Here is a 22890-nt window from a genome sequence, read left to right as displayed (position 1 = left end):
CCCTCCCACCGTTGGTCACTCGCCGGCACCCCTCACAGGAGACACTCCGCGTGCAGCTCTCCGATGTCCCGGACCTCGCGCACACCCGGCCCCGCCCGATGCACTGGCTCGCGACGGCCGCCGCGATGGCCGCTGTCGTGGCGCTGGCGGGTCTGCTGCAGCCCGACGCCGCCAAGGCGTCCCAGTCGGGCTCCGGCGCCCACGGGGCCGCCGCCCGGGACCGCGCCCCGCTTCCCGCTCCCGATCCGTCCGGTGTGGACTTCCCACTGGAGTGCGGCGGAGCGGCACAGGTGGTCACGGCGAAGGCATCCGGCGACCTCGACGGGGACGGCAGCCCCGAGACCGCGGCGGTCGTCCGCTGCGCCGCCGGCTCCGGCACCCCGCCGAGCGGTGTGTATGTGCTGACCGCGACGGCGAAGTCCGGGCCGCGCGTGGTGGCGACGCTGGTCGATCCCCAGGACAAGCAGAGCGTCGGAGACGACTTCGCGATCCGGGACGGCGCGGTGCTGGCGACGCTGCTCGGCTACTCGGGTCCCGACGTGCCGAGCTGCTGCCCCGACGAGGAGCGAAGGCTCTCCTGGCAGTGGAAGAACGGCGCGTTCGTACGGAGTGAGCGGCCCGTCGCACAGAGCGTCTGACCGCTCACCCCGGGTGACTTCGGGCTCTACTCCGCGTCGGGGCCGTACACCTCGGTCCTGTCGGAGACGCGCCGTACATGGATGCAGTCGCCCGGACACTCCTTGGCCGAATCGACCACATCGCGCAACAGCGGCAGTGGTACGGGCGTCGTCGCGCCGGGTGACTGGAGCAGCTCGTCGTCGGGGCTCTTCACATAGGCCAGGCCGTCAATGTCCAGTTCGAAGACCTCCGGGGCATACTGGGCACAGATCCCGTCCCCGGTGCAGAGATCCTGGTCGATCCAGACTTCCAGCGCTTCACCGGTCCCGGTGACGCCTTCGGTGGGAGCCTCCTGCTGCACGGTCATCTCTCCTGCCGTTTGCTGCGTCGGGTGACGCGATCTGAAGTAAGTCGCGCAAGCCCTGACGGGTGTTGAACACTTCGACGATACAACCGGCCGCTTTCCGATGTTGATCGGTGGGTATTCCCCTGGCGTGAGGGAGAGCGCAAGGGTGAAGATCGGACACACTCCGACAGTCTTTGTGATCTAGGGGTTTCAATCATCACCCACCCAGGTAGGGTCAGGAAGCGTCCAGCTCCCCTTGGAGGAGGTGAGGACCGTGGCAGCCCACGACGACGACATCAACCGCGGCATCCGGCCGGGGCGGGGGTCTGAAGACCCAGCCGGCCAGGTTGCCTATCTCGAGCAGGAAATCGCCGTCCTGCGACGTAAGCTCGCCGACTCTCCGCGGCACACGAGGATTCTCGAAGAGCGGATCGTCGAGTTGCAGACGAACCTGGCGGGCGTGTCCGCGCAGAACGAGCGGCTCGCCAATACGCTGCGTGAGGCCCGCGACCAGATCGTGGCCCTCAAGGAGGAGGTCGACCGGCTCGCACAGCCGCCGGCCGGCTTCGGGGTCTTTCTGCAGTCGAATGAGGACGGTACGGCCGACATTTTCACCGGGGGCCGCAAGCTCCGGGTGAATGTCAGCCCCGGCGTCGAGCTTGACGAGGTCAGGCGCGGCCAGGAAGTCATGCTCAACGAGGCACTCAATGTGGTCGAAGCCATGGCGTTCGAGCGTGCCGGGGACATCGTCACTCTCAAGGAGATCCTTGAGGACGGCGAGCGCGCCCTGGTGATCGGGCACACCGACGAGGAACGGGTGGTGCGGCTCGCGGAGCCACTGCTGGACATCACCATCCGTCCCGGCGACGCCCTTCTGCTCGAACCCCGCTCCGGCTATGTCTACGAAGTGGTTCCCAAGAGCGAGGTCGAGGAACTGGTCCTCGAAGAGGTCCCGGACGTCGACTACGACAAGATCGGCGGTCTGGGCGGCCAGATCGAGATGATCCGCGACGCGGTCGAGCTTCCGTACCTCCACCCGGACCTCTTCAAGGAGCACGAGCTCAGGCCGCCGAAGGGCATCCTGCTCTACGGTCCGCCCGGCTGCGGCAAGACACTGATCGCCAAGGCCGTGGCGAACTCCCTCGCCAAGAAGGTCGCCGAGGTGACCGGCCGTCCGGCGGGGAAGAGCTACTTCCTCAACATCAAGGGCCCGGAGCTCCTCAACAAGTACGTCGGTGAGACCGAGCGGCATATCCGCCTGGTCTTCCAGCGTGCCCGGGAGAAAGCGAGCGAGGGTACTCCCGTCATCGTCTTCTTCGACGAGATGGAATCCCTCTTCCGCACGCGTGGATCCGGTGTCAGCTCGGACGTGGAGAACACCATCGTCCCGCAGTTGCTCGCCGAGATCGACGGTGTGGAGGGCCTGGAGAACGTCATCGTCATCGGCGCCTCCAACCGCGAGGACATGATCGACCCCGCGATCCTGCGGCCCGGCCGGCTCGATGTGAAGATCAAGATCGAGCGTCCGGACGCGGAGGCGGCGAAGGACATCTTCGCGAAGTACCTGACGGCCACGCTGCCGCTGCACGCGGACGACCTGTCCGAGCACAACGGCTCCAAGGCCGCCGCGGCGCACGGAATGATTCAGTCCGTCGTGGAGCAGATGTACGCGGAGTCCGAGGAGAACCGCTTCCTCGAAGTCACGTACGCGAACGGCGACAAGGAAGTCCTCTATTTCAAGGACTTCAACTCCGGCGCGATGATCCAGAACATTGTCGACCGGGCCAAGAAGATGGCCATCAAGGATTTCCTCGACCACAACCAGAAGGGCCTCAGAGTCTCCCATCTCCTCCAGGCTTGCGTGGACGAGTTCAAGGAGAACGAGGACCTGCCGAACACCACCAACCCGGACGACTGGGCCAGGATCTCCGGAAAGAAGGGCGAGCGGATCGTGTTCATTCGTACCCTTGTCACCGGAAAGCAGGGCGCGGACACCGGACGCTCCATCGACACGGTGGCGAACACCGGTCAGTACCTCTAGGGCCTGTTGCGAAAGTAGCGCCTGGCCCGCCGGGCGGACGGCGCTCCTTTCGAAACACGCCCCGGAACGAGCACCGGCTGCGGATGTCCGGACGGGCATCCGCAGCCGGTTGCTTTACCCGCACCTTCCACCACACCAGGCCAATGACGGAAATGATCTCCCCACCGGCGCAAAGGCGTTCTAGGCTCTTTCGTACCGCCGCGTCGCGCAGTGCGGGGACGGGCACCGCACACGCATCTGAGAGACAGCGGTACTTGAGCGCCGCTCCCGGAGGGGAGTGCCGCCGGGCAAGGAGGGCCGCATGACCGTACGGCGAGTAATGGGCATCGAGACGGAGTACGGCATCTCCGTTCCGGGCCACCCGAACGCCAATGCCATGCTCACCTCGTCCCAGATCGTCAACGCCTACGCGGCGGCGATGCACCGGGCGCGACGAGCCCGCTGGGACTTCGAGGAGGAGAACCCGCTGCGGGACGCCCGCGGCTTCGACCTCGCCCGCGAGACGGCCGACTCCAGCCAGCTCACCGACGAGGACATCGGTCTGGCCAATGTGATCCTCACGAACGGCGCACGGCTGTACGTGGACCACGCCCATCCGGAGTACAGCTCTCCCGAGATCACCAATCCGCGTGACGCCGTCCTCTGGGACAAGGCCGGCGAGCGCATCATGGCCGAGGCCGCCGAGCGCGCCGCGCAGCTTCCCGGCGCCCAGCCGATCCATCTGTACAAGAACAACACCGACAACAAGGGCGCCTCCTACGGCACGCACGAGAACTACCTGATGAGGCGGGAGACGCCCTTCTCGGACATCGTGCGCCACCTCACGCCGTTCTTCGTCTCCCGGCAGGTGGTCACCGGCGCCGGCCGGGTCGGCATCGGACAGGACGGCCACGAGCACGGCTTCCAGATCAGCCAGCGGGCCGACTATTTCGAGGTCGAGGTGGGTCTGGAGACGACCCTCAAGCGCCCGATCATCAATACGCGCGACGAACCGCATTCGGACGCGGAGAAGTACCGCCGGCTGCATGTGATCATCGGCGACGCGAACCTGTCGGAGATCTCGACGTATCTCAAACTCGGTACGACCTCGCTCGTCCTTTCCATGATCGAGGACGGCTTCATCAATGTGGATCTGGCCGTCGACCAGCCGGTCCGTACGCTGCACCAGGTCTCGCACGATCCCGGCCTCCGCCAGCTCGTCACGCTGCGCAGCGGCCGGACACTGACCGCCGTCCAGCTTCAGATGGAGTACTTCGAGCTGGCCAGGAAGTATGTCGAGGAACGGTACGGCGCCGACGCCGACGAGCAGACCAAGGACGTCCTGGGCCGCTGGGAGGACACGCTCAACCGGCTGGAGAACGACCCGATGAGCCTGTCCGGGGAGCTGGACTGGATCACCAAGCGCGAGGTCCTGGAGGGCTACCGCCGCCGGGACGGGCTGGAGTGGGACGCGGCCCGGCTGCATCTCGTGGATCTGCAGTACGCCGACGTACGGCCCGAGAAGGGCCTGTACAACCGTCTGGCGGCCCGTGGCAAGATGCGCCGCCTGCTGGACGAGCAGGACGTCGAGCGGGCCAGGACAAAGCCTCCGGAGGACACCAGGGCCTACTTCCGCGGCCGCTGCCTGGAGCAGTACGCGGACGATGTGGCCGCCGCGTCATGGGATTCGGTCATCTTCGATCTGCCGGGCCGGGACTCGCTGCAGCGGGTGCCCACCCTGGAGCCGTTGCGCGGCACGCGTAACCACGTCAAGGAGCTGCTCGACCGCTGCCGCACCGCTGAGGAGCTGGTCCGGGTGCTGTCCGGAGGCTGAAATGGTCCCCGTACGGGAATCATGGAGGTGGTCGCCGGACGTTGTAGGAAGTGCGGGGCCGATGTCGGACCCTCCTTGTAGGGTCGGATCTTGAAGGTCACATCGAGCGGGGCGAACCGAGCGGGGTGAGGGATATGGCGACCAAGGACACCGACGGCGGACAGCAGAAGGCCACGCGTTCCACGGAGGAGGTCGAGGAGCAGGCGCAGGACGCGCAGGCTTCCGAGGACCTCAAGGAGCGCCAGGAGAAGCTGTCCGACGACGTCGACTCCGTCCTGGACGAGATCGACGACGTACTTGAGGAGAACGCAGAGGACTTTGTGCGGTCCTTTGTCCAAAAGGGCGGCCAGTAGCGGCCGTTGTCCGTCCCGGGGCCGCCGGCGAAAGCCGGTCGCACCGGGGCGGATGACCGGCGACGGCGCGGGTAAGGTCCGTGCACAGCTCTAATGATCGGCCCGGCCCGAGCGGCGGGCCGCCGCCCATCCGGAAGGAAACGTGTGGAAGCCAACCCTCGTAGCACCGGGCGTCTGCCGGCAGCCTTCCTGACGCCCGGCTCGTCCTCGTTCATGGACTTCCTGTCCCACCACTCGCCGGACATGCTGCCCGGCAAGCGCTCGCTGCCGCCGCTGCAGGGCGCGATCGAGGCCCCGCACGGCACGACGATCGTCGCGGTGACCTTCCCCGGCGGTGTGGTGCTCGCCGGTGACCGGCGGGCGACCATGGGCAACATGATCGCTCAGCGCGACATCGAGAAGGTCTTCCCGGCCGACGAGTACTCGGCCGTGGGCATCGCCGGCACCGCCGGTCTCGCCGTGGAGATGGTCAAGCTCTTCCAGCTTGAGCTGGAGCATTTCGAAAAGGTCGAAGGGGCGCAGCTCTCCCTGGAGGGCAAGGCCAACCGGCTCTCCACGATGATCCGCAGCAATCTGGCCATGGCCATGCAGGGCCTGGCCGTCGTGCCGCTCTTCGCGGGCTGGGACGTGGACCGCGAGCGGGGCCGCATCTTCTCGTACGACGTGACGGGCGGCCGCTCCGAGGAGCTGGGCTACGCCTCCACCGGCTCCGGCTCGATCTTCGCCCGTGGCGCGATGAAGAAGCTCTTCCGCGAGGACCTGACGGAAGAGCAGGCCACCACGCTGGTCGTCCAGGCGCTCTACGACGCCGCGGACGACGACTCGGCGACGGGCGGCCCGGACGTGGCCCGGCGGATCTATCCGATCGTCACCGTCATCACCGAGGACGGCTTCCGCAGGCTCACCGACGCGGAATCCTCCGAGATCGCCCGCCAGATCCTGGAGCGCCGGATGGAGCAGCCCGACGGCCCACGTGCCGCGCTGCTCTGACGCCTCCCTCTTCTGAACCGATATGCCACTGACAGAAAGGGACGGATAGCCGGTGTCGACGCCGTTCTACGTCTCACCCCAGCAGGCCATGGCCGACCGGGCGGAATACGCCCGCAAGGGCATCGCCCGCGGTCGCAGCCTGGTTGTGCTGCAATACGCCGACGGCATTGTCTTCGTCGGCGAGAACCCGTCCCGCGCGCTCCACAAGTTCAGCGAGATCTACGACCGGATCGGCTTCGCGGCCGCCGGCAAGTACAACGAGTACGAGAATCTGCGCATCGGCGGTGTCCGCTACGCCGATCTGCGCGGGTACACCTACGACCGTGACGATGTGACGGCGCGTGGCCTCGCCAACGTCTACGCCCAGACGCTCGGCACCATCTTCTCCAGCGCCGGTGAGAAGCCCTACGAGGTGGAACTGGTCGTGGCCGAGGTGGGTGCCACTCCGGACGGCGACCAGATCTACCGGCTGCCCCACGACGGCTCGATCGTCGACGAGCACGGCTCGGTGGCGGTCGGCGGCAGCTCGGAGCAGATCAGCACATTCCTCGACCAGCAGCACCGCGAGGGCATGTCTCTCGCCGAGGCGCTGAAACTGGCCGTCCAGGCGCTGTCCAGGGACACCAACGGCGGCGAGCGGGAGATCCCCGCGGAGCGGCTGGAAGTGGCGGTCCTGGACCGTACCCGCCCACAGCAGCGCAAGTTCAAGCGGATCGTCGGCCGCCAGCTCTCCCGGCTGCTTGAGGCGGACGGCGCGGCCTCCACTCCCACGGACGCGCCCTCGGACACCGAAGAGGCGGACGACACCGACACGTGACCGGTGCGCCCTGACCGTGCCCCGGCCCGCGCGGCCGGGGCACGGTCATGTCCGGGCGCGGCCAGGTCGGCCCATGGCGCCCGGGAGCCGGACGAGGCCCGCCCCGGGCTCAAGCCCTCAGTGGCCCGGGACGGCGGCCGGAGGCGCCGTGGAGCCCCGGACCACCAGGGACACCGGCAGGTCGCCGGTCTCGGGAGCGCGGCCGTCCAGGACCGCCAGCAGCGCCGACATGCCGCGCCCGCCCACCGCCTCGGCCGGCAGCCGCACCGTGGTCAGCTCCGGCTCCACCGCCGTCGCGAGCGCCAGATCGTCGAAGCCGGTGACGGAGATGTCCTCGGGCACCCGCAGTCCCAGCCGCCGTACCGCCTTGCAGGCTCCCGCGGCCAGGATGTCGCCGTCACAGACCAGCGCGGTGGGCCGGGGCCCGGGGCCGGTGAGCGCACGCTCCGCGGCGGCTCGTCCGGCCTCCACCTCCAGCGGCGCGGACACCGTCCGTACCACCGCGTCCGGCACCCTCCGTACGGCCTCGGCGACGGCCCCGGCCCGTACGTCGAACGTCCAGGAGTCGACGGCGGAGGCGAGATGGACGAGGCGGCGGTGGCCGAGACCGAGCAGATGCCGTGTCACCTGCCGCATGCCGTCGGCGACGTCGAGATTCACCCGGGCGGCGGCCCCCGGCGCCGCCGGATCGCTGTCCAGCATCACCAGCGGCAGATCCGCGCCGTCGTCACCGCGGATCGCGTCCAGCGCGCCGGTGGCCATCGAGGAGGCGATCACGCCGTCCAGCGCGGCCCGCGCCGAGGCGAAAGGGTCCCTGGCGGGGCCGATCCCTTCGGGTGACGGATAGAGGACCACGCCGAAGCCGTGCTCGGCGGCGACCTCGGCCGCGCCCGTGTAGACCCGGGCGAAGAACTCGTTGGTGAGCGCGGGGACGACCAGCAGGGCCGTCCTGGTGCGGCCCAGCCGCAGATTGCGGGCCGCGAGATTGGGCCGGTAGCCGAGTTCGCGTGCCGCGTCCCTCACCAGCCCGGCGGTCCGCTCCGAGACCCGTCCGCGCCACTTGCCGCCGAGCACCAGGGAGACCGTGGCCTGGGACACACCCGCGGTCCGCGCCACGTCCCTGCTCGTGATGGGCCTGACGGGCTGCTCTGTCATGGCTGCCGCTCTCCATCGCGTTGTCCGGGCATCCGCCGCAGCGCCGGGCGGTGGACCTGCGGACTGCGCACATGGTACGTATGACGGCGACGTTATACGTAAAACCTCGGTACGCCGGGGGAGAGGGGCGGGACATGGCCGCAGAGGCCACCGGGGCCACCGGATTCGCTGACATCCTCAAGGCGCCACACGCGGCGCGGCTGCTCACCGGCACGCTGGTGGGCCGGCTGCCGAACGCCACCGGCCCGATCGCCATCGTCCTGCTCGTCCGGGCCGGCGGCGGCAGCTACAGCCTCGCGGGCGCGCTCGCGGCGGTGTACGGCGTGGCCAACGCCGTCGGACAGCCGCTGCTCGGCCGGGCCGTGGACCTGTACGGCCAGCCCAGGGTGCAGCTCCCCGCCGCCGTCGTCTCGGCCCTGGGAGCGGTGCTGCTCGTGGTCGCCGGGACCGGCTCGCCGCTGCTCGCCTACGCGGCCGTGGCCGTGTCGGGCCTGTTCACTCCGCCGTTGGAGGGCGGGCTGCGGGCGCTGTGGCCGAATGTCCTCGGCAGCGAGGAGCGGGTGCACCGGGCGTACGCCATGGACGCCGTGGCCCAGGAGGTCATGTTCACGGTCGGCCCGCTGCTCGTCACCCTGCTGGTCGCGCTCTGGTCCCCGGCCGCCGCGCTGCTCGTCATCAACGCGATCGGCGTGCTCGGCGCGCTCTCCGTCGTCCTCTCCGAGCCCTCACGCGTCTGGCGCTCCGCGCCCCGCGAGGCGCACTGGCTCGGCGCCCTGCGCTCACCCGGGCTGCTCGCCCTGCTGGGCGCCTTCCTCTTCGTCGGTATCGCACTCGGCTCGATCACCGTCGCGGGTGTCGCCTACGCCGACGACCACGGCCGTGAGTCCGTGTACGGCTGGCTGATGGCGGCGCTCGGCCTCGGCGCTCTCGCGGGCGGCACGGTCTACGGGGCACGGCGGTGGACCGGCGCTCCCGAGCGCAGACTCCGCGGCATCGTCGCCCTGCTCGCGCTCTGCTATCTGCCGCTGACGCTCACGCCCGGCGTGGTCGCGATGACCGCGCTCGCCGCCGTCGCCGGGATCTTCCTGGCGCCCGCGATCGCCTGCGCCTTCATCGTCGTCGACCGGCACGCCCCGCGCGGCACCGTCACGGAGGCGTTCTCCTGGCTCGTCACCACCTTCGGTGTCGGCGCCGCACTGGGTACGGCCGCGGCGGGCCCGGCCGTGGAGATCGGCGGTACCTCCGCGAGCTTCGCCGTCGCGGGAGCCGGAGGCATCGCCGCGCTGCTGGTACTGCTGGCCACCCAGCGGGTACTCGCGGCTCCCAGCGGTCCTTCCGATGCCACCATCCGGACGGAAAATGATCGAAGCGGTGCGGCCGAACCCGGTTTCAGCTCTGGTCATCAGGCGTAATGTTCAGACATGGACCGCCGCATTTTCGGGCTGGAGAACGAGTACGGCGTCACGTGCACGTTCAGGGGACAGCGCCGACTGTCACCTGACGAAGTGGCGCGCTACCTCTTCCGCCGTGTTGTCTCATGGGGCCGCAGCAGCAATGTCTTCCTGCGGAACGGCGCCCGTCTCTACCTCGACGTGGGTTCGCATCCGGAATACGCAACTCCCGAATGCGACAACGTGACCGAGCTGGTCACCCATGACAAGGCGGGCGAGCGCATTCTCGAAGGCCTGCTCGTCGACGCCGAACGCCGCCTGCACGAGGAGGGAATCGCGGGCGACGTCTATCTCTTCAAGAACAACACCGACTCGGCGGGAAACTCCTACGGCTGCCACGAGAACTATCTCGTCGCACGCCATGGAGAGTTCTCCCGGCTCGCGGACATCCTTATCCCCTTCCTCGTCACCAGGCAGCTCCTCTGTGGCGCCGGCAAGGTGCTGCAGACCCCGCGAGGCGCGGTGTACTGCGTCAGCCAGCGCGCCGAGCACATCTGGGAGGGCGTCAGCTCCGCCACCACCCGCTCCCGTCCCATCATCAACACCCGTGACGAACCGCACGCCGACGCGGAGCGCTACCGCCGTCTGCATGTCATCGTCGGCGACTCGAACATGTCCGAGACGACCATGCTGCTCAAGGTCGGTGCCACCGATCTTGTCCTGCGCATGATCGAAGCCGGCACGGTGATGCGCGACCTCACCCTGGAGAACCCCATCCGCGCGATCCGTGAGGTCAGCCACGATCTCACCGGCCAGCGCAAGGTCCGGCTGGCGAGCGGCCGCGAGGCCTCCGCCCTGGAGGTCCAGCGGGAGTACTACGAGAAGGCAGTGGACTTCGTGGAGCGCCGGGGCATCCGCACCGGCACCGTCGACCAGGTCCTCGAACTCTGGGGCCGCACGCTCGACGCGATCGACGCGGAGGATCTCGACCGTATCGGCACCGAGATCGACTGGGTCATGAAATACAAACTGATCGAGCGCTACCGGGCGAAGCACAACATGACCATGTCTCATCCACGGGTCGCCCAGATAGACCTCGCCTACCACGACATCCACCGCCGTCGCGGTCTCTACTACCTGCTGGAGAAGCGCGGACAGGCCGCCCGGATCTGCAACGACCTGAAGATCTTCGAGGGCAAGTCCGTGCCCCCGCAGACCACCAGAGCGCGGCTGCGCGGCGATTTCATCCGCCGGGCCCAGGAACAGCGCCGGGACTTCACCGTCGACTGGGTGCATCTCAAGCTGAATGACCAGGCCCAGCGCACCGTTCTCTGCAAGGACCCGTTCCGGTCCGTGGACGACAGGGTGGAAAAGCTGATCGCCGGTATGTGACACGCGCCGGTCGAATGCGACCCGGGCCCCGTACGTATCTCGTACGGGGCCCTCGGCACGCCCTAGAGTGTCGGGCAACTACTGTGCCGTCTGAGATCTGAGGAACACGTGCGCCGACTTGCCGGCCTGATCGTCGTCCCCTTGCTGCTGTTGTCGACAGCGGCGTGCGGCGACGACGGAGGCTCCGACTCCACCTCGTCCAAGAACGGACTTCCCGCGATCAGCGCGGGTGACAAGTTCGGTCAGAAGCCGACCCTCGAAAAGGGGGAGGGGACCCCGCCCAAGGAGCTGAAGGTCGACGTCCTCAGCAAGGGTGACGGCGCGACGGTCAAGAACGGTGACTCGGTCCAGGTCAACTACCTGGGCCAGAGCTGGGACTCGACCAAGCCGTTCGACAACAGCTTCGACCGCAAGCAGCCTTTCGATCTGACCCTCGGCGCCGGCATGGTCATCAAGGGCTGGGACCAGGGCCTCGAAGGCCAGAAGGTCGGCAGCCGCGTCGAGCTGGGCATCCCGCCGGAGCTGGGATACGGCGCCCAGGGCCAGGGCGACATCAAGCCCAACGCCACTCTGGTCTTCGTCGTCGACATCCTGAAGGCCACCACCGTTCCGAAGTCCGCCGAGGGCGCCAAGGTCGCCCAGGACAACATCGACCTGCCCAAGGTGGGGACGAACACCGACGGCAAGGAGCCGACGGTCACGGTTCCCAAGGCCGATCCGCCCAAGAAGCTGGTCTCCAACTACGTGCTGGAGGGCAAGGGCGACGTCGTCAAGGACACGGACACGGTCGTGCTGAACTACTCGGCGTTCCTCTGGAAGGACCGCAAGCAGTTCGACAGCACGTACAAGGCCGGCAAGACGGTGACCTTCCCGCTGCCGCAACTGACGCTGAAGGGCCTCAAGACGGGCATCGTCGGCAAGAAGGTGGGCAGCCGGATCCTTGTCGTGATCCCGCCGGACCAGGCCTTCGGCAACCAGGAGCAGCAGGGCATCCCGAAGAACTCCACGCTGGTGTTCGCCGTGGACATCCTGGCGAAGGTGTAAGACTGTCCCGGTTGCGCAGTTCATCATGTGGAGGAGCAGTTCAGTGAGCATCGACAAGCCCGAGATCGACTTCCCGGGTGGCGAGCCGCCGGCCGACCTGGAGATCAAGGACATCTGGGAAGGCGACGGCGCGGTGGCCAAGGCGGGCGACACCGTCTCCGTCCACTACGTGGGCGTGGCCTTCTCGACCGGCGAGGAGTTCGACGCCTCCTGGAACCGTGGCACCCCGCTCCAGTTCCAGCTCGGTGTCGGCCAGGTCATCTCCGGCTGGGACCAGGGCGTGCAGGGCATGAAGGTCGGCGGACGCCGCCAGCTCACCATCCCCTCGCACCTCGCGTACGGCGAGCGCGGCGCCGGTGGCGGTGCCATCGCGCCGGGCGAGACGCTGATCTTCGTCTGCGATCTGGTCGCTGTCTGATCACATCCGGACACCCGAGGGCCCATGCTGTTCGGCATGGGCCCTCGGCTTTGGCCCGTGACACCCCGGGGCGGTACGGTCAACAGGCGGAGGCGGCACGATCAAGGGGGTAGGGCATCGATGGCGATTGCCAAAGCCGAGCGACTGATGAACCTGGCCCTGTGCCTGCTCGGGACGCGGCGGCCGCTGAGCAAGCGCGAGCTGCGCGGCTCCATCGAGGCATATCTGGAAGCGGGCACCGACGACTCGTTCAACCGGATGTTCGAGCGGGACAAAGACGATCTGCGCGAGCTCGGCCTGGTCATCGAAACGGTGGAGAACCTCGACGCCGAGACCGGCTATCTCGCCCGGCGTGACAGCAACCGGCTGCCCGCCATCACGCTCGACGCCGAGGAGGCCGCGGCCCTCGGCCTCGCCGCCAAGGTCTGGCAGCAGGCGCGGCTGGCGGGCGCGGCCAGCGGAGCCCTGCAGAAGCTGCGCGCGGCCGGGATGCCGGAGGCCGAGGACACCTACGAGGCACACCACAGCGCCCTCGAACCGCGCATCCCCGTCCATGAGGCCGCCTTCGAACCGCTGATGCTCGCCTGCCGCGACCGGCGGGCCGTCGTCTTCGACTACCGCAAGGCCAATGCCGCCCGGCCCGAACAGCGCCAGGTCGAACCCTGGACGCTGGAGTGCTGGCGCGGCCACTGGTATCTGGCCGGCTGGGACCGTGACCGAGGAGCGGAGCGGGTCTTCCGGCTCTCCCGCATCACCGGCCGGGTCCGCTCCCGCGCCGGGGCCTTCAGCGCGCCCGTACCGGACGTGGTCACCGTGCGGGAGACGGTGGAGAGCTGGGCGGGAGAGACCGCGACCCGCTCCGCGCTGATCAGGCTGCGCTCGGGATGCGGCTATCCGCTGCGCTCCAGGGCGCTGTCGTCGCGGGAGCTGGGCGGCGGCTGGGACGAGCTGGAGGTGCCGTACGGGCACGGCCTCGACGCCTGGCTGGTGGAGTTCGGACCGGACGTGGTCGTGCTGGAACCCGCGGATCTGCGGGCCGATGTCGTCGACCGGCTGCGTGCCGTGGCCAAGGGCTGAGGGGACGCGTACACCATGGCAGCCAACGCCATCGACCAGACCCGGCGGATGCTCTCGCTGGTGACGTATCTGCGGGAGCGCCCCGGCGCGCATGTCAGCGATGTCGCCCGGGCCTTCGGCATCAGCGAGGACGAGCTGATCTCCGACCTCGATGTCCTGCCCATGTGCGGGACCAGCTTCCGCGGCGGTGATCTGCTCGACATCGACACCGACGGTGACCGCATCTGGTGGCACAACGCCGACGATGTCGCCGAGCCGCTGCGGCTCGCCGCCGACGAGGCGACGGCCCTGCTTGTCGCGGCCCGCGCGGTCGCCACTCTGCCGGGCCTGCGTGAGGGCGACCGGCAGGCGCTGCTGCGGGCCACCGCCAAGCTGGAGACCGCGGCCGGGGAGGCCGCCGGCGCCAGTTCCCGGCTCTCGGTGACCTTCGAGTCGGAGGGCGGGGTGTTCGCCGAGGTCGACCGGGCCATCTCCGAGCGGCGCAGGCTGTGGCTGCGCTACTACTCACCGGCGCGCGACGAACTGACCGAGCGCGAGGTCGACCCGATCCGGCTGTTCGCCGTGGGCCACACCTATATGGAGGCCTGGTGCCGGCTCTCCGAGGCGCGGCGTACGTTCCGGCTCGACCGGGTCGCCGAGGTCAGGCTGCTGGACGCGCCGGCCGCACCTCCGGAACTCGAACTCCGGGATCTGTCCGAAGGGCTGGTGCAGCCGTCGGCGGAGGATCCCGAGGTGGTGGTCGAGGTCGGTCCCGGCGGCCGGTGGGTCGCGGAATACTACCCGCACGACAGCGCGGTCGAACTTCCCGACGGCGGTTTGCGGATCACACTGCGTACGCCCGCGCCGGCCTCGCTGCGGCGGTTGGCGCTGCGGCTCGGCGGAGACGGCCGGATCGTCTCACCGCGGGATCTGGCGGAGAGCGCGCGGCTGGCGGCGGACGAGGCCCTCGCGGCCTATGACAGCCACTGACAGCCACGGGTGAACGGCGAAGAGCGGACAGCGCAGCGGGAACGGCCGGGAATGACCATCAGAGGACAGGGAGAACCAACGAATATGTCGGCTATGTCTGAGCTGTCGGAACTCTCAACGGTCGTCCCGGTCCTCTTCAAGGCGGCCTGTCCGGAGTGCCGTGCCCGCTTCGAGCTGTCCGCGGGCGCGCTGTGCCTGGCGATCGGAGCCAGCCGCCGCACCACCTTCTACTCCTTCACCTGTCCCGAGTGCGAGAAGGCGGTGCGCAAGCCGGCCGGTGAGCGGATAGTCGAACTCCTCACGGGCGCCGGAGTGCGGACGCTGCGCCTCCACTCGACTCCTGGAACGGTCTAGTCTCAGCCCATGTTCTGGCCCATGCTCGCCATCGCCCTGGGTTTCTGCGGCATCGCCGTGCTCGGAGTCCTGGCGGTCCGTGTCTTTCTCGCGGCGCAGCGCCTCGGACGGCAGGTCGCCGCCACCGCGGAGCGGATCAACCGGGCCGCCGAGGATCTTGAGCGCGCGGCCGAGCGGCTGGCCGAGACGGGTCACACGCTGCGGTAGCGCGGTCGCGCGGAGTGGTGGCTGACGCACCCTCCTCCGCCCGCTGTCCGGACGGTACGCTGATGATCGCGGCGCCGGACATGGAGGTGTTGGGCGCCGCTGGGAGTATGCACAGGCATTGCCCCGCGTTTACTCCTCCGGGTTACGATCGCTGCCAGCACCATGGCCGGACACCCGTCCGGTTGTACGGGCACCTACAGCCCCAGCCGCCTCAGTGAGAAGGAAGCCGCATATGATCGGCAATCTGAAGCCCCTTGAGATCGTTCTGATCATCGTTGTCATCCTGCTCCTGTTCGGTGCCAAGAAGCTTCCCGACATGGCCCGCTCCCTCGGCAAGTCGGCCCGCATCCTCAAGAGCGAGGCCAAGGCCATGAAGAAGGACGACGACACCCCGGCTCCCGCCGCGGACCAGACGGCCGACACGACCGCTCAGCCGCAGGCGGCTCCGCGTACGATCCAGGCCGCCCCCGGCGATGTCACCAGCGCCCGCCCGGTCAATGAGCAGAACCGCACCCCCCAGAGCTGACGTACTCCACCGACGGCTGCTGTAACGAGACGAGGGACGTGGGTTGCTCAAGTCTGCCCGCAAGCAGGAGAGAGATGTGGAGGGGCGTATGCCCCTCGCCGAGCACCTGCGTGAACTGCGAAACCGCCTGCTGAAATCAGTCCTGGCGATCATGGTCATCACCATTGTCGCCGCGTTCTACTACAAGGACCTGATCGACTTCATGCTGAAGCCGATCCTCGACTCGGTCGGCTGTGTCGACGGCGCACTGAAGCAGAAGAACGGCGCACCCTGCGCGGACATGACCGTGAACGGTCTGATCGCTCCTTTCTCCATCGCGCTGAAGGTCTCTCTCGTCTCGGGCGTCGTGCTGTCCACACCGGTCTGGCTGTACCAGCTCTGGGGCTTCCTGGCACCCGGTCTGCACAGCCACGAGAAGAAGTACGCGCTCTCCTTCGTCGGAGCCGGTGTACCGCTCTTTCTCGCCGGTGCCGTCCTCGCGTACAAGATCCTTCCTCAGACCGCCACGATCCTGCTCGACTTCACCCCGGACAACGCCCGCAACCTGCTCCCGGTCGACGAGTATCTCGACCTGGTGGTCCGCATGGTGATCGTCTTCGGTATGGCCTTCGAGCTGCCCCTGCTGCTCGTCCTGCTCAACTTCACCGGAGTGCTGACGGCGAAGCGCCTCGGCTCCTGGTGGCGGGCCATGGTGCTGGGCATCACGCTCTTCGCCGCCTTCGCGACCCCGACCGGCGATCCGCTCACCATGCTGACGCTGGCGGCCCCGATCGTCCTGCTCTACTTCATCGCGCTGGGCGTCTGCATGCTCAACGACCGGCGGCGCAGGCGCAATGACCCGGACGCGGGCCTCGACGACGACGAGGCTTCCGATCTGGACCTGACGCCGGAAGCCGTCGGCGCGATCGAACCCGTCTCCCCGCCGTCCTCCCTTCCCGAGCAGTCCGACGGCGGCCGCGGGAACCGGCTGAACGGTTACGACGACATCACCTGACCTTGTAGGGTCCGGCGGGTGGCCAGCGAGATCACCCTCCTCGTCAATCCCACCGCGGGGCGCGGCCGGGGCGCGCGTGCCGCGCGGCCGGCCGCCGCCGCGCTGCGGGACGCGGGATTCTCCGTCCGTACGGTCCTCGGCTCCGACGCCGGCGACGCTCTGCGGCGCGCCCGCGAGGCCGTCGACGGCGGTACCGGCGCGCTGATGGCCGTGGGCGGAGACGGCATGGTCTCCCTCGCTCTGCAGGCCGTCGCGGGCACCCCGACCCCGCTCGGTGTGATCGCCGTGGGCACCGGCAACGACTTCGCCCGCACCCTCGGACTGCCCGTCCGCGACCCGGCCGCCGCCGGACGGCTCGCCGCGCGGGCTCTCAAGGAGGACGGCGTCCGGGACGTGGACCTGGGCCGGGTCGGCGGGACCTGGTTCGGGACCGTGCTGGCCTCCGGCTTCGACTCACGCGTCAATGACCGGGGCAACCGGATGCGCCTGCCCGGGCGGTTCAGGTACGACCTGGCGATGGTGGCCGAGCTGGCCGCGCTCAGGCCGTTCCCGTACCGGATGACCCTCGACGGCGGCGCCGAGCGGGAGATCGAGGCGACCCTCGTCGCCGTCGGCAACGGCACCTCCTACGGCGGCGGAATGCGGATCTGCGCGGACGCGGAGCTGGACGACGGACTCTTCGACGTGACCGTCGTCGGCGAGTGCTCACGTACGACCCTGCTGAAGGTCTTCCCGAAGGTCTACCGGGGCACCCATCTGAGCCATCCCAAGGTGACCGTCCACCGCGCGGCCGGCGTCAGTCTGGCCGCGCCCGGCGTCACGGCCTACGCCGACGGGGAACAGCTCGGCCCGCTGCCCCTCACCGCCGTGTGCGTGCCGGGCGCGGTGCGCGTGCTCTGCAAAGCAGATTAAAGATCGGGCTGACTGTCAGAGGTGACGGGTAGGCTCGACAACAAGATGACAGAGGACCTCTCACCAGCCGAGCGGTACGCCGCTGCCCGGATCCGCGCCGCAGAGCAGGCCACGGCGCTCGCTCCTTTCCAGGAGATGTACGAATTCGGCCTGGATCCCTTCCAGATCGAGGCCTGCCAGGCCCTGGAGGCCGGAAAAGGCGTGCTGGTCGCGGCGCCCACCGGCTCGGGCAAGACGATCGTCGGCGAATTCGCTGTGCACCTGGCGCTCGCCGAGGGCCGCAAGTGCTTCTACACCACGCCGATCAAGGCGCTGTCCAACCAGAAGTACGCCGACCTGGCCAAGCGCTACGGCGCCGACAAGGTCGGCCTGCTGACCGGTGACAACAGCGTCAACGCCGACGCTCCGGTGGTCGTCATGACCACCGAGGTGCTCCGCAACATGCTCTACGCGGGCTCCCGCTCCCTCCTGGGTCTCGGTTATGTCGTGATGGACGAGGTGCACTACCTCTCCGACCGGTTCCGTGGCGCCGTCTGGGAAGAGGTGATCATCCACCTCCCCGAGTCGGTCACCCTGGTCTCGCTCTCGGCGACCGTCTCCAACGCCGAGGAGTTCGGCGACTGGCTGGACACCGTCCGCGGCGACACCGAAGTGATCGTCTCCGAGCACCGGCCCGTGCCGCTCTGGCAGCATGTGCTGGCAGGACGCCGGATGTACGACCTCTTCGAGGAGGAGACCGACCACGGCGGCCGCGGCGGCGCCAGGCGGGAGGTCAACCCCGACCTGGTCCGGATGGCCCGGATGGAGAATCAGCGCACATACAACCCGCGCGAACGCCGGCGCGGCAAAATGGTGCGTGAGGCCGACCGGGAGCGCGAGCGCAGACAGCGCAGCCGCATCTGGACGCCCAGCCGCCCCGAGGTCATCGAGCGGCTCGACTCCGAGGGCCTGCTGCCCGCCATCACCTTCATCTTCAGCCGGGCCGCCTGCGAGGCCGCCGTACAGCAGTGCATGTACGCGGGGCTGCGGCTCAATGACGACGACGCGCGCCGGCAGGTGCGCGAGCTCGTCGAGGAGCGCACGGCCTCCATCCCCGGTGAGGATCTCCATGTCCTCGGCTACTACGAGTGGCTGGAAGGACTGGAGCGCGGCATCGCCGCGCACCACGCCGGGATGCTGCCGACCTTCAAGGAGGTCGTCGAGGAGCTGTTCGTACGCGGACTGGTCAAGGCGGTCTTCGCCACGGAGACGCTGGCGCTCGGCATCAACATGCCGGCCAGATCCGTGGTGCTGGAGAAGCTCGTCAAATGGAACGGCGAGCAGCACGCCGACATCACTCCCGGCGAATACACGCAGCTCACCGGCCGGGCCGGTCGGCGCGGCATCGATGTCGAAGGCCACGCCGTGGTGCTGTGGCAGCGGGGCATGGATCCGGGCGCGCTCGCCGGACTGGCCGGGACCCGGACGTATCCGCTGCGCTCCAGCTTCCGGCCCTCGTACAACATGGCCGTCAATCTGGTGCAGCAGTTCGGCCGGCACCGCTCCCGCGAGCTGCTGGAGACCTCCTTCGCCCAGTTCCAGGCCGACAAGTCGGTCGTCGGCATCTCCCGGCAGGTGCAGAAGAACGAGGAAGGGCTCGACGGCTACCGCGCGGGCATGACCTGCCATCTCGGGGACTTCGAGGAGTACGCGCGGCTGCGCCGCGACCTCAAGGACCGCGAGACCGATCTGGCCAAGCAGGGCGCGGCGCAGCGCCGGGCCGCGGCGGCCGCGTCGCTGGAGAAGCTCAAGCCGGGCGATGTCATCCATGTGCCGACCGGGAAGTTCGCCGGTCTCGCGCTGGTCATCGACCCCGGTGTGCCGGCCGGACGCTCCAACGGACACCGCGGATTCGAATACCAGGAAGGGCCGCGCCCGCTGGTGCTGACCGCGGAGCGCCAGGTCAAACGGCTGGCGTCGATGGACTTCCCGGTCCCGGTCGAGGCGCTGGAGCGGATGCGGATCCCCAAGTCCTTCAACGCGCGCTCGCCGCAGTCGCGCCGCGATCTGGCGTCCGCGCTGCGCACGAAGGCCGGGCACATCGTGCCCGAGCGGCACCGCAAGGAGCGCGCCGCCGCCGCCGACGACCGGGAGATCGCCAGGCTGCGCACGGAGCTGCGGGCCCATCCCTGCCACGGCTGCGACGAGCGCGAGGACCACGCGCGCTGGGCGGAGCGCTACTACCGGCTGCAGCGGGACACCCGCCAGCTCGAACGGCGCATCGAGGGCCGGACGAACACCATCGCCCGCACCTTCGACCGGATCGTCACTCTCCTGACCGAGCTGGACTATCTGCGCGGCAACGAGGTCACCGAGCACGGCAGGCGGCTGGCCCGGCTCTATGGCGAGCTGGATCTCCTGGCGAGTGAATGCCTGCGCGACGGAGTGTGGGAAGGGCTCGGCCCGGCCGAGCTCGCGGCCTGTGTCTCGGCCCTGGTGTACGAGGCCAGGCAGGCCGACGACGCGGTGGTGCCCAAGGTCCCGTCGGGCGCGGCCAAGGCGGCGCTGGGCGAGATGGTCCGTATCTGGGGCCGGCTCGACGCCCTGGAGGAGGACCTGAAGATCAGCCAGACGGAAGGTGTCGGCCAGCGCGAACCCGATCCGGGCTTCGCCTGGGCGGTCTACATGTGGGCCTCGGGCAAGGGCCTCGACGAGGTGCTGCGCGAGGCGGAGATGCCGGCCGGAGACTTCGTGCGCTGGTGCAAGCAGGTCATCGATGTACTGGGCCAGATCGCGGCGGCCGCGCCGCGCGAGGGCAGCACGGTCACCAAGAACGCCCGCAAGGCGGTCGACGCGGTGCTGCGGGGAGTGGTGGCGTACAGCTCGGTCGGCTGACGGCCGCCCGCCGGGACTTCCCGTCGGTCCTCGGCTCCCGCCGACCGGAAGTCCCGGCGTCGCGGCGATCACAAAGCCGCGCCGGTCGAAGGCCGCGGAATCCCGTGCCTGGCTCCGCGCGTCATGGAGGCCCGGGTTCGCCCGAGAGCCCGGTGGCGCGTTCCGGCACGGCCTCCGGTACGGGTGGACCCTCCGGTACGGACAGGGTTTCCAGCTCGGACAGCGCCTCCAGCGCGGGCAGAGCGGCTCCCAGCGAGTGCCGCTGGGCTTCGGTCAGTCGGTTGATCCGCTCGGCGAGAAGTCTGGTGGCCTCACGGCGCAGGGAGTCGAGCAGGGCCCGGCCGGTCTCGTTGAGCCTGATCAGGCTGGCCCGCTGGTCCAGCGGATCGGGGCCGCGTTCGATCCAGCCGGAGCCGTCGAGCAGATCCACCATGCGGGAGGCGGTGGACACGGTGATGCCCATGCGCGCGGCGAGGTCGCTGACGCGCAGTGGACCGTGCGCGGCGAGCGTGGCCATCGCGGCCCGTCGGCTCGGCGTGAGATCGCGCTGGGCGCTCTGGTCACGCAGTACGGGCACAAGGTGCTGGATCGCCGTACGGAGCCGGCCGGCGAGCTGCGTCGGCTCCGTCGCACCCGCTTCGGACGCCGTCATCAGGATCCCTTGGACGGGTCCGGCGGCGCCGGCGAGGACGCCCGCGGTGCGGAAGCCGGGAGCCGGTCAGGCGGGGTGTCCGGCCGGGAACCGGCCTGGTCGTCGTGGATATAGCGGCCACCCCGGAGCAGCGAGGCGACTGCCGCCACGAGACAGGCGGCGATCGCGAAGTCGAAGGCGACGGAGAGGCCGTCGGAGAACGGCCGGGAGATCAGCTCGGGGAAGAAGGCCCGGCCCGTGAGGTACTCCGCGTGGCCCGGCGGCAGCGCGGCGAGCACATGAGGGCCGAGCAGGCTCTGGACCGGGTTGTAGCCGAGGAGCGAGGCGAACAGCACGCCGACCGGCGGAAGAGCGGCGACCTTGGCGGCGTCGGCGGCGGGAACCCCTTGAGCGGTCAGGCCGTGAGTGAGCGCGGCGGGCAGCGAACCGGCCAGTCCCGCGATCATCAGGGAGAAGAAGATACCGATGGACAGCACCGTCGCCGTGTTCTGGAAGGTCGTGCTGATCCCGGCGCCCACACCACGCTGGTCCGGCGGCAGGCTGTTCATGATGGCTGCCCGGTTGGGCGACGCGAACAGGCCCATGGCCAGCCCGTTGAACAGCAGGATGAGGGCGAACACCGGATAGCCGAAGTCGACCGGCAGCGCCTCCAGCCCGGCGAAGGTGGCGGCGGCCAGCACCATGCCGCCGGTGGCGAAGGTCCGGGCGCCGAACCGGTCCGAGGCCCAGCCGGAGAAGGGACCCGCGATCAGGAACCCGACGGTCAGCGGAACCATGTAGATACCGGCCCACAGCGGGGTTCGCTCGAAGTCGTAACCGTGTCGGGGCAGCCAGATGCCCTGCAGCCAGATGATGAGGATGAACATCAGGCCGCCGCGGCCCAGCGATGCCAGCAGATTGGCCACGTTCCCTGCGGTGAAGGCGCGGATCTTGAACAGCGACAGATGGAACATGGGCGCGGGGACTCTGGTCTCCACCACGCAGAAGACGATCAGGACCGCGATGCCGCCCGCGATGGCACCGATCACCCAGGGGTTGGCCCAGCCCATGGTGTGGCCGCCGTAGGGCTGGATGCCGTACGTGATGCCGACCAGCACGGCGATCAGGCCGACGGCGAAGGTGAGATTGCCCCACCAGTCCAGCCGGGCCGGTGCCCGTATGCCCGTGTCGTGCAGCTTCAGATACGCCCATATCGTGCCGAACACGCCGAAGGGCACGGATACCAGGAACACCAGATGCCAGTCGATCGGACCGAGCAGACCACCGAGGATCAGACCCATGAAGGACCCGGCGATGGCCGCCACCTGGTTCAGACCGAGCGCGAGACCGCGCTGACGGGCGGGGAAGGCGTCAGTGAGGATGGCGTTGGAGTTCGCCATGAGCATGGCCCCGCCGACACCTTGCAGGACCCGCATACCGATCAGCCAGAGGGCGCCCGCCGTGCCATGCGTCCAGGTCACCGACAACAGCACCGAGAACACGGTGAAGACCGCGAAGCCCATGTTGTACATCCGCACCCGGCCGAACATGTCTCCCAGCCGGCCGAAGCTGACCACGAGCACGGCGGTGACCACCAGATAGCTCATGATCAGCCACAGCAGCAGGCTCGTGTTGCCCGGCCGCAGCGGATCCACACCGATCCCGCGGAAGATGTCGGGCAGCGCGATCAGCATGATCGACATATTGATCGTCGCGATCAGCACGCCCAGTGTGGTGTTGGTCAGCGCGATCCACTTGTAGTGCGGCCCAGGTCGCCGGGGACGGGCCGGCCGTGTGATGGCCGGTCCGGCGATGTCGCTTCCCACGGGCTCTCACTCCCATCGGGAATTACTTGTATGACCTCAACCAATCTAATCCTCGCGGGCCCGGAACGGCCACGTCGCGTGGCGACCCCTGCCCGTCACCGCTGTGTCGAGCCGGCCGCATCCGCTGGCCTGCCATGATCAA

Annotated in this window: 22 protein-coding genes; 18 read left to right on the top strand and 4 right to left on the bottom strand. The window is 69.0% G+C overall.

The window, feature by feature from the left end; translation table 11 throughout:
* The first annotated feature begins 50 nt into the window (after positions 1 to 50).
* Complete coding sequence (locus tag PV679_RS07620) at positions 51 to 638, top strand: hypothetical protein (protein ID WP_319679294.1); 588 nt, start codon at positions 51 to 53, stop codon at positions 636 to 638.
* 26 nt (positions 639 to 664) lie between these two features.
* On the opposite strand, the gene PV679_RS07615 is transcribed toward PV679_RS07620, so the two are convergent.
* A complete protein-coding gene (locus PV679_RS07615) occupies positions 665 to 985 on the bottom strand; it encodes a ferredoxin (protein WP_319679293.1) in 321 nt (106 codons plus the stop codon).
* Between the two features lie 253 nt (positions 986 to 1238).
* Here PV679_RS07615 and arc point away from each other — a divergent pair, with 253 nt between their 5' ends.
* The 5 genes from arc (at position 1239) to prcA (ending at position 6978) form a co-directional block, all read left to right on the top strand.
* Entirely contained in the window at positions 1239 to 3005 is a 1767-nt protein-coding gene (gene arc / locus PV679_RS07610; protein ID WP_319679292.1) for a proteasome ATPase, read from the top strand.
* 301 nt (positions 3006 to 3306) lie between these two features.
* Positions 3307 to 4818: a depupylase/deamidase Dop gene (gene dop, locus PV679_RS07605; protein WP_360179715.1), complete on the top strand. Its 1512-nt coding sequence runs from the start codon at positions 3307 to 3309 to the stop codon at positions 4816 to 4818.
* 134 nt (positions 4819 to 4952) lie between these two features.
* Positions 4953 to 5171, top strand: coding sequence for a ubiquitin-like protein Pup (locus PV679_RS07600; RefSeq protein WP_319679291.1), 219 nt, complete (start codon positions 4953 to 4955; stop codon positions 5169 to 5171).
* Positions 5172 to 5315: 144 nt separating this feature from the next.
* A complete protein-coding gene (gene prcB / locus PV679_RS07595; RefSeq protein ID WP_319679290.1) occupies positions 5316 to 6161 on the top strand; it encodes a proteasome subunit beta in 846 nt (281 codons plus the stop codon).
* Positions 6162 to 6213: 52 nt separating this feature from the next.
* Positions 6214 to 6978, top strand: coding sequence for a proteasome subunit alpha (gene prcA / locus PV679_RS07590; protein ID WP_319679289.1), 765 nt, complete (start codon positions 6214 to 6216; stop codon positions 6976 to 6978).
* Positions 6979 to 7095: 117 nt separating this feature from the next.
* Here the strand turns inward: prcA and PV679_RS07585 are convergent, their stop codons facing one another.
* Entirely contained in the window at positions 7096 to 8133 is a 1038-nt protein-coding gene (locus PV679_RS07585; protein ID WP_319679288.1) for a LacI family DNA-binding transcriptional regulator, read from the bottom strand.
* A 134-nt stretch (positions 8134 to 8267) separates the two neighbouring features.
* On the opposite strand from PV679_RS07585, the gene PV679_RS07580 reads away from it, so the two are divergent.
* The 12 genes from PV679_RS07580 (at position 8268) to PV679_RS07525 (ending at position 20291) form a co-directional block, all read left to right on the top strand.
* A complete protein-coding gene (locus PV679_RS07580) occupies positions 8268 to 9545 on the top strand; it encodes an MFS transporter (protein WP_319679287.1) in 1278 nt (425 codons plus the stop codon).
* A gap of 9 nt (positions 9546 to 9554) precedes the next feature.
* Positions 9555 to 10916: a Pup--protein ligase gene (gene pafA / locus PV679_RS07575; RefSeq protein ID WP_319679286.1), complete on the top strand. Its 1362-nt coding sequence runs from the start codon at positions 9555 to 9557 to the stop codon at positions 10914 to 10916.
* A gap of 108 nt (positions 10917 to 11024) precedes the next feature.
* Positions 11025 to 11960, top strand: a complete 936-nt coding sequence (locus PV679_RS07570) for an FKBP-type peptidyl-prolyl cis-trans isomerase (RefSeq protein ID WP_319679285.1) — start codon at positions 11025 to 11027, stop codon at positions 11958 to 11960.
* Positions 11961 to 12003: 43 nt separating this feature from the next.
* Entirely contained in the window at positions 12004 to 12378 is a 375-nt protein-coding gene (locus PV679_RS07565; protein WP_319679284.1) for an FKBP-type peptidyl-prolyl cis-trans isomerase, read from the top strand.
* A gap of 120 nt (positions 12379 to 12498) precedes the next feature.
* Positions 12499 to 13455 (top strand): helix-turn-helix transcriptional regulator, encoded by a 957-nt coding sequence (locus PV679_RS07560; RefSeq protein ID WP_319679283.1) that lies wholly within the window; start codon positions 12499 to 12501, stop codon positions 13453 to 13455.
* 15 nt (positions 13456 to 13470) lie between these two features.
* Positions 13471 to 14424 carry a WYL domain-containing protein gene (locus tag PV679_RS07555; RefSeq protein WP_319679282.1) on the top strand — a complete coding sequence of 318 codons (954 nt, stop codon included), beginning with the start codon at positions 13471 to 13473 and terminating at the stop codon, positions 14422 to 14424.
* Between the two features lie 93 nt (positions 14425 to 14517).
* A complete protein-coding gene (locus PV679_RS07550) occupies positions 14518 to 14778 on the top strand; it encodes a hypothetical protein (protein ID WP_319679281.1) in 261 nt (86 codons plus the stop codon).
* Positions 14779 to 14787: 9 nt separating this feature from the next.
* Complete coding sequence (locus PV679_RS07545; protein WP_319679280.1) at positions 14788 to 14985, top strand: hypothetical protein; 198 nt, start codon at positions 14788 to 14790, stop codon at positions 14983 to 14985.
* 232 nt (positions 14986 to 15217) lie between these two features.
* Positions 15218 to 15511, top strand: coding sequence for a Sec-independent protein translocase subunit TatA (gene tatA / locus PV679_RS07540; protein WP_319679279.1), 294 nt, complete (start codon positions 15218 to 15220; stop codon positions 15509 to 15511).
* A 43-nt stretch (positions 15512 to 15554) separates the two neighbouring features.
* On the top strand, positions 15555 to 16505 hold the full coding sequence (gene tatC, locus PV679_RS07535) for a twin-arginine translocase subunit TatC (RefSeq protein WP_319679278.1): 951 nt from the start codon (positions 15555 to 15557) through the stop codon (positions 16503 to 16505).
* An 18-nt stretch (positions 16506 to 16523) separates the two neighbouring features.
* Positions 16524 to 17417, top strand: coding sequence for a diacylglycerol kinase (locus PV679_RS07530; RefSeq protein ID WP_319679277.1), 894 nt, complete (start codon positions 16524 to 16526; stop codon positions 17415 to 17417).
* Positions 17418 to 17462: 45 nt separating this feature from the next.
* A complete protein-coding gene (locus PV679_RS07525; protein ID WP_319679276.1) occupies positions 17463 to 20291 on the top strand; it encodes a DEAD/DEAH box helicase in 2829 nt (942 codons plus the stop codon).
* Positions 20292 to 20412: 121 nt separating this feature from the next.
* Here PV679_RS07525 and PV679_RS07520 read toward each other — a convergent pair whose 3' ends face one another.
* Positions 20413 to 20943: a MarR family transcriptional regulator gene (locus PV679_RS07520; protein WP_319679275.1), complete on the bottom strand. Its 531-nt coding sequence runs from the start codon at positions 20941 to 20943 to the stop codon at positions 20413 to 20415.
* Positions 20943 to 22748, bottom strand: coding sequence for an MFS transporter (locus tag PV679_RS07515; RefSeq protein ID WP_319679274.1), 1806 nt, complete (start codon positions 22746 to 22748; stop codon positions 20943 to 20945). The genes PV679_RS07520 and PV679_RS07515 overlap by 1 nt, the downstream gene beginning before the upstream one ends.
* Positions 22749 to 22890: the final 142 nt, after the last annotated feature.

Source organism: Streptomyces sp. AK02-01A, from assembly GCF_033795305.1.
In the GTDB taxonomy this organism is placed as follows: Bacteria; Actinomycetota; Actinomycetes; order Streptomycetales; family Streptomycetaceae; genus Streptomyces.
The sequence above is the reverse complement of the archived record's forward strand: the minus strand, read 5'-3'. Positions and strand labels throughout refer to the sequence as shown.

Coding starts and splice junctions, on each gene's coding strand:
- PV679_RS07585 (WP_319679288.1), bottom strand. CDS start 8,133: ATGACAGAGCAGCCCGTCAGGCCCATCACGAGCAGGGACGTGGCGCGG.
- PV679_RS07600 (WP_319679291.1), top strand. CDS start 4,953: ATGGCGACCAAGGACACCGACGGCGGACAGCAGAAGGCCACGCGTTCC.
- dop (WP_360179715.1), top strand. CDS start 3,307: ATGACCGTACGGCGAGTAATGGGCATCGAGACGGAGTACGGCATCTCC.
- PV679_RS07550 (WP_319679281.1), top strand. CDS start 14,518: ATGTCTGAGCTGTCGGAACTCTCAACGGTCGTCCCGGTCCTCTTCAAG.
- pafA (WP_319679286.1), top strand. CDS start 9,555: ATGGACCGCCGCATTTTCGGGCTGGAGAACGAGTACGGCGTCACGTGC.
- tatA (WP_319679279.1), top strand. CDS start 15,218: ATGATCGGCAATCTGAAGCCCCTTGAGATCGTTCTGATCATCGTTGTC.
- PV679_RS07615 (WP_319679293.1), bottom strand. CDS start 985: ATGACCGTGCAGCAGGAGGCTCCCACCGAAGGCGTCACCGGGACCGGT.
- PV679_RS07520 (WP_319679275.1), bottom strand. CDS start 20,943: ATGACGGCGTCCGAAGCGGGTGCGACGGAGCCGACGCAGCTCGCCGGC.
- PV679_RS07555 (WP_319679282.1), top strand. CDS start 13,471: ATGGCAGCCAACGCCATCGACCAGACCCGGCGGATGCTCTCGCTGGTG.
- PV679_RS07525 (WP_319679276.1), top strand. CDS start 17,463: ATGACAGAGGACCTCTCACCAGCCGAGCGGTACGCCGCTGCCCGGATC.
- PV679_RS07545 (WP_319679280.1), top strand. CDS start 14,788: ATGTTCTGGCCCATGCTCGCCATCGCCCTGGGTTTCTGCGGCATCGCC.
- PV679_RS07560 (WP_319679283.1), top strand. CDS start 12,499: ATGGCGATTGCCAAAGCCGAGCGACTGATGAACCTGGCCCTGTGCCTG.
- PV679_RS07580 (WP_319679287.1), top strand. CDS start 8,268: ATGGCCGCAGAGGCCACCGGGGCCACCGGATTCGCTGACATCCTCAAG.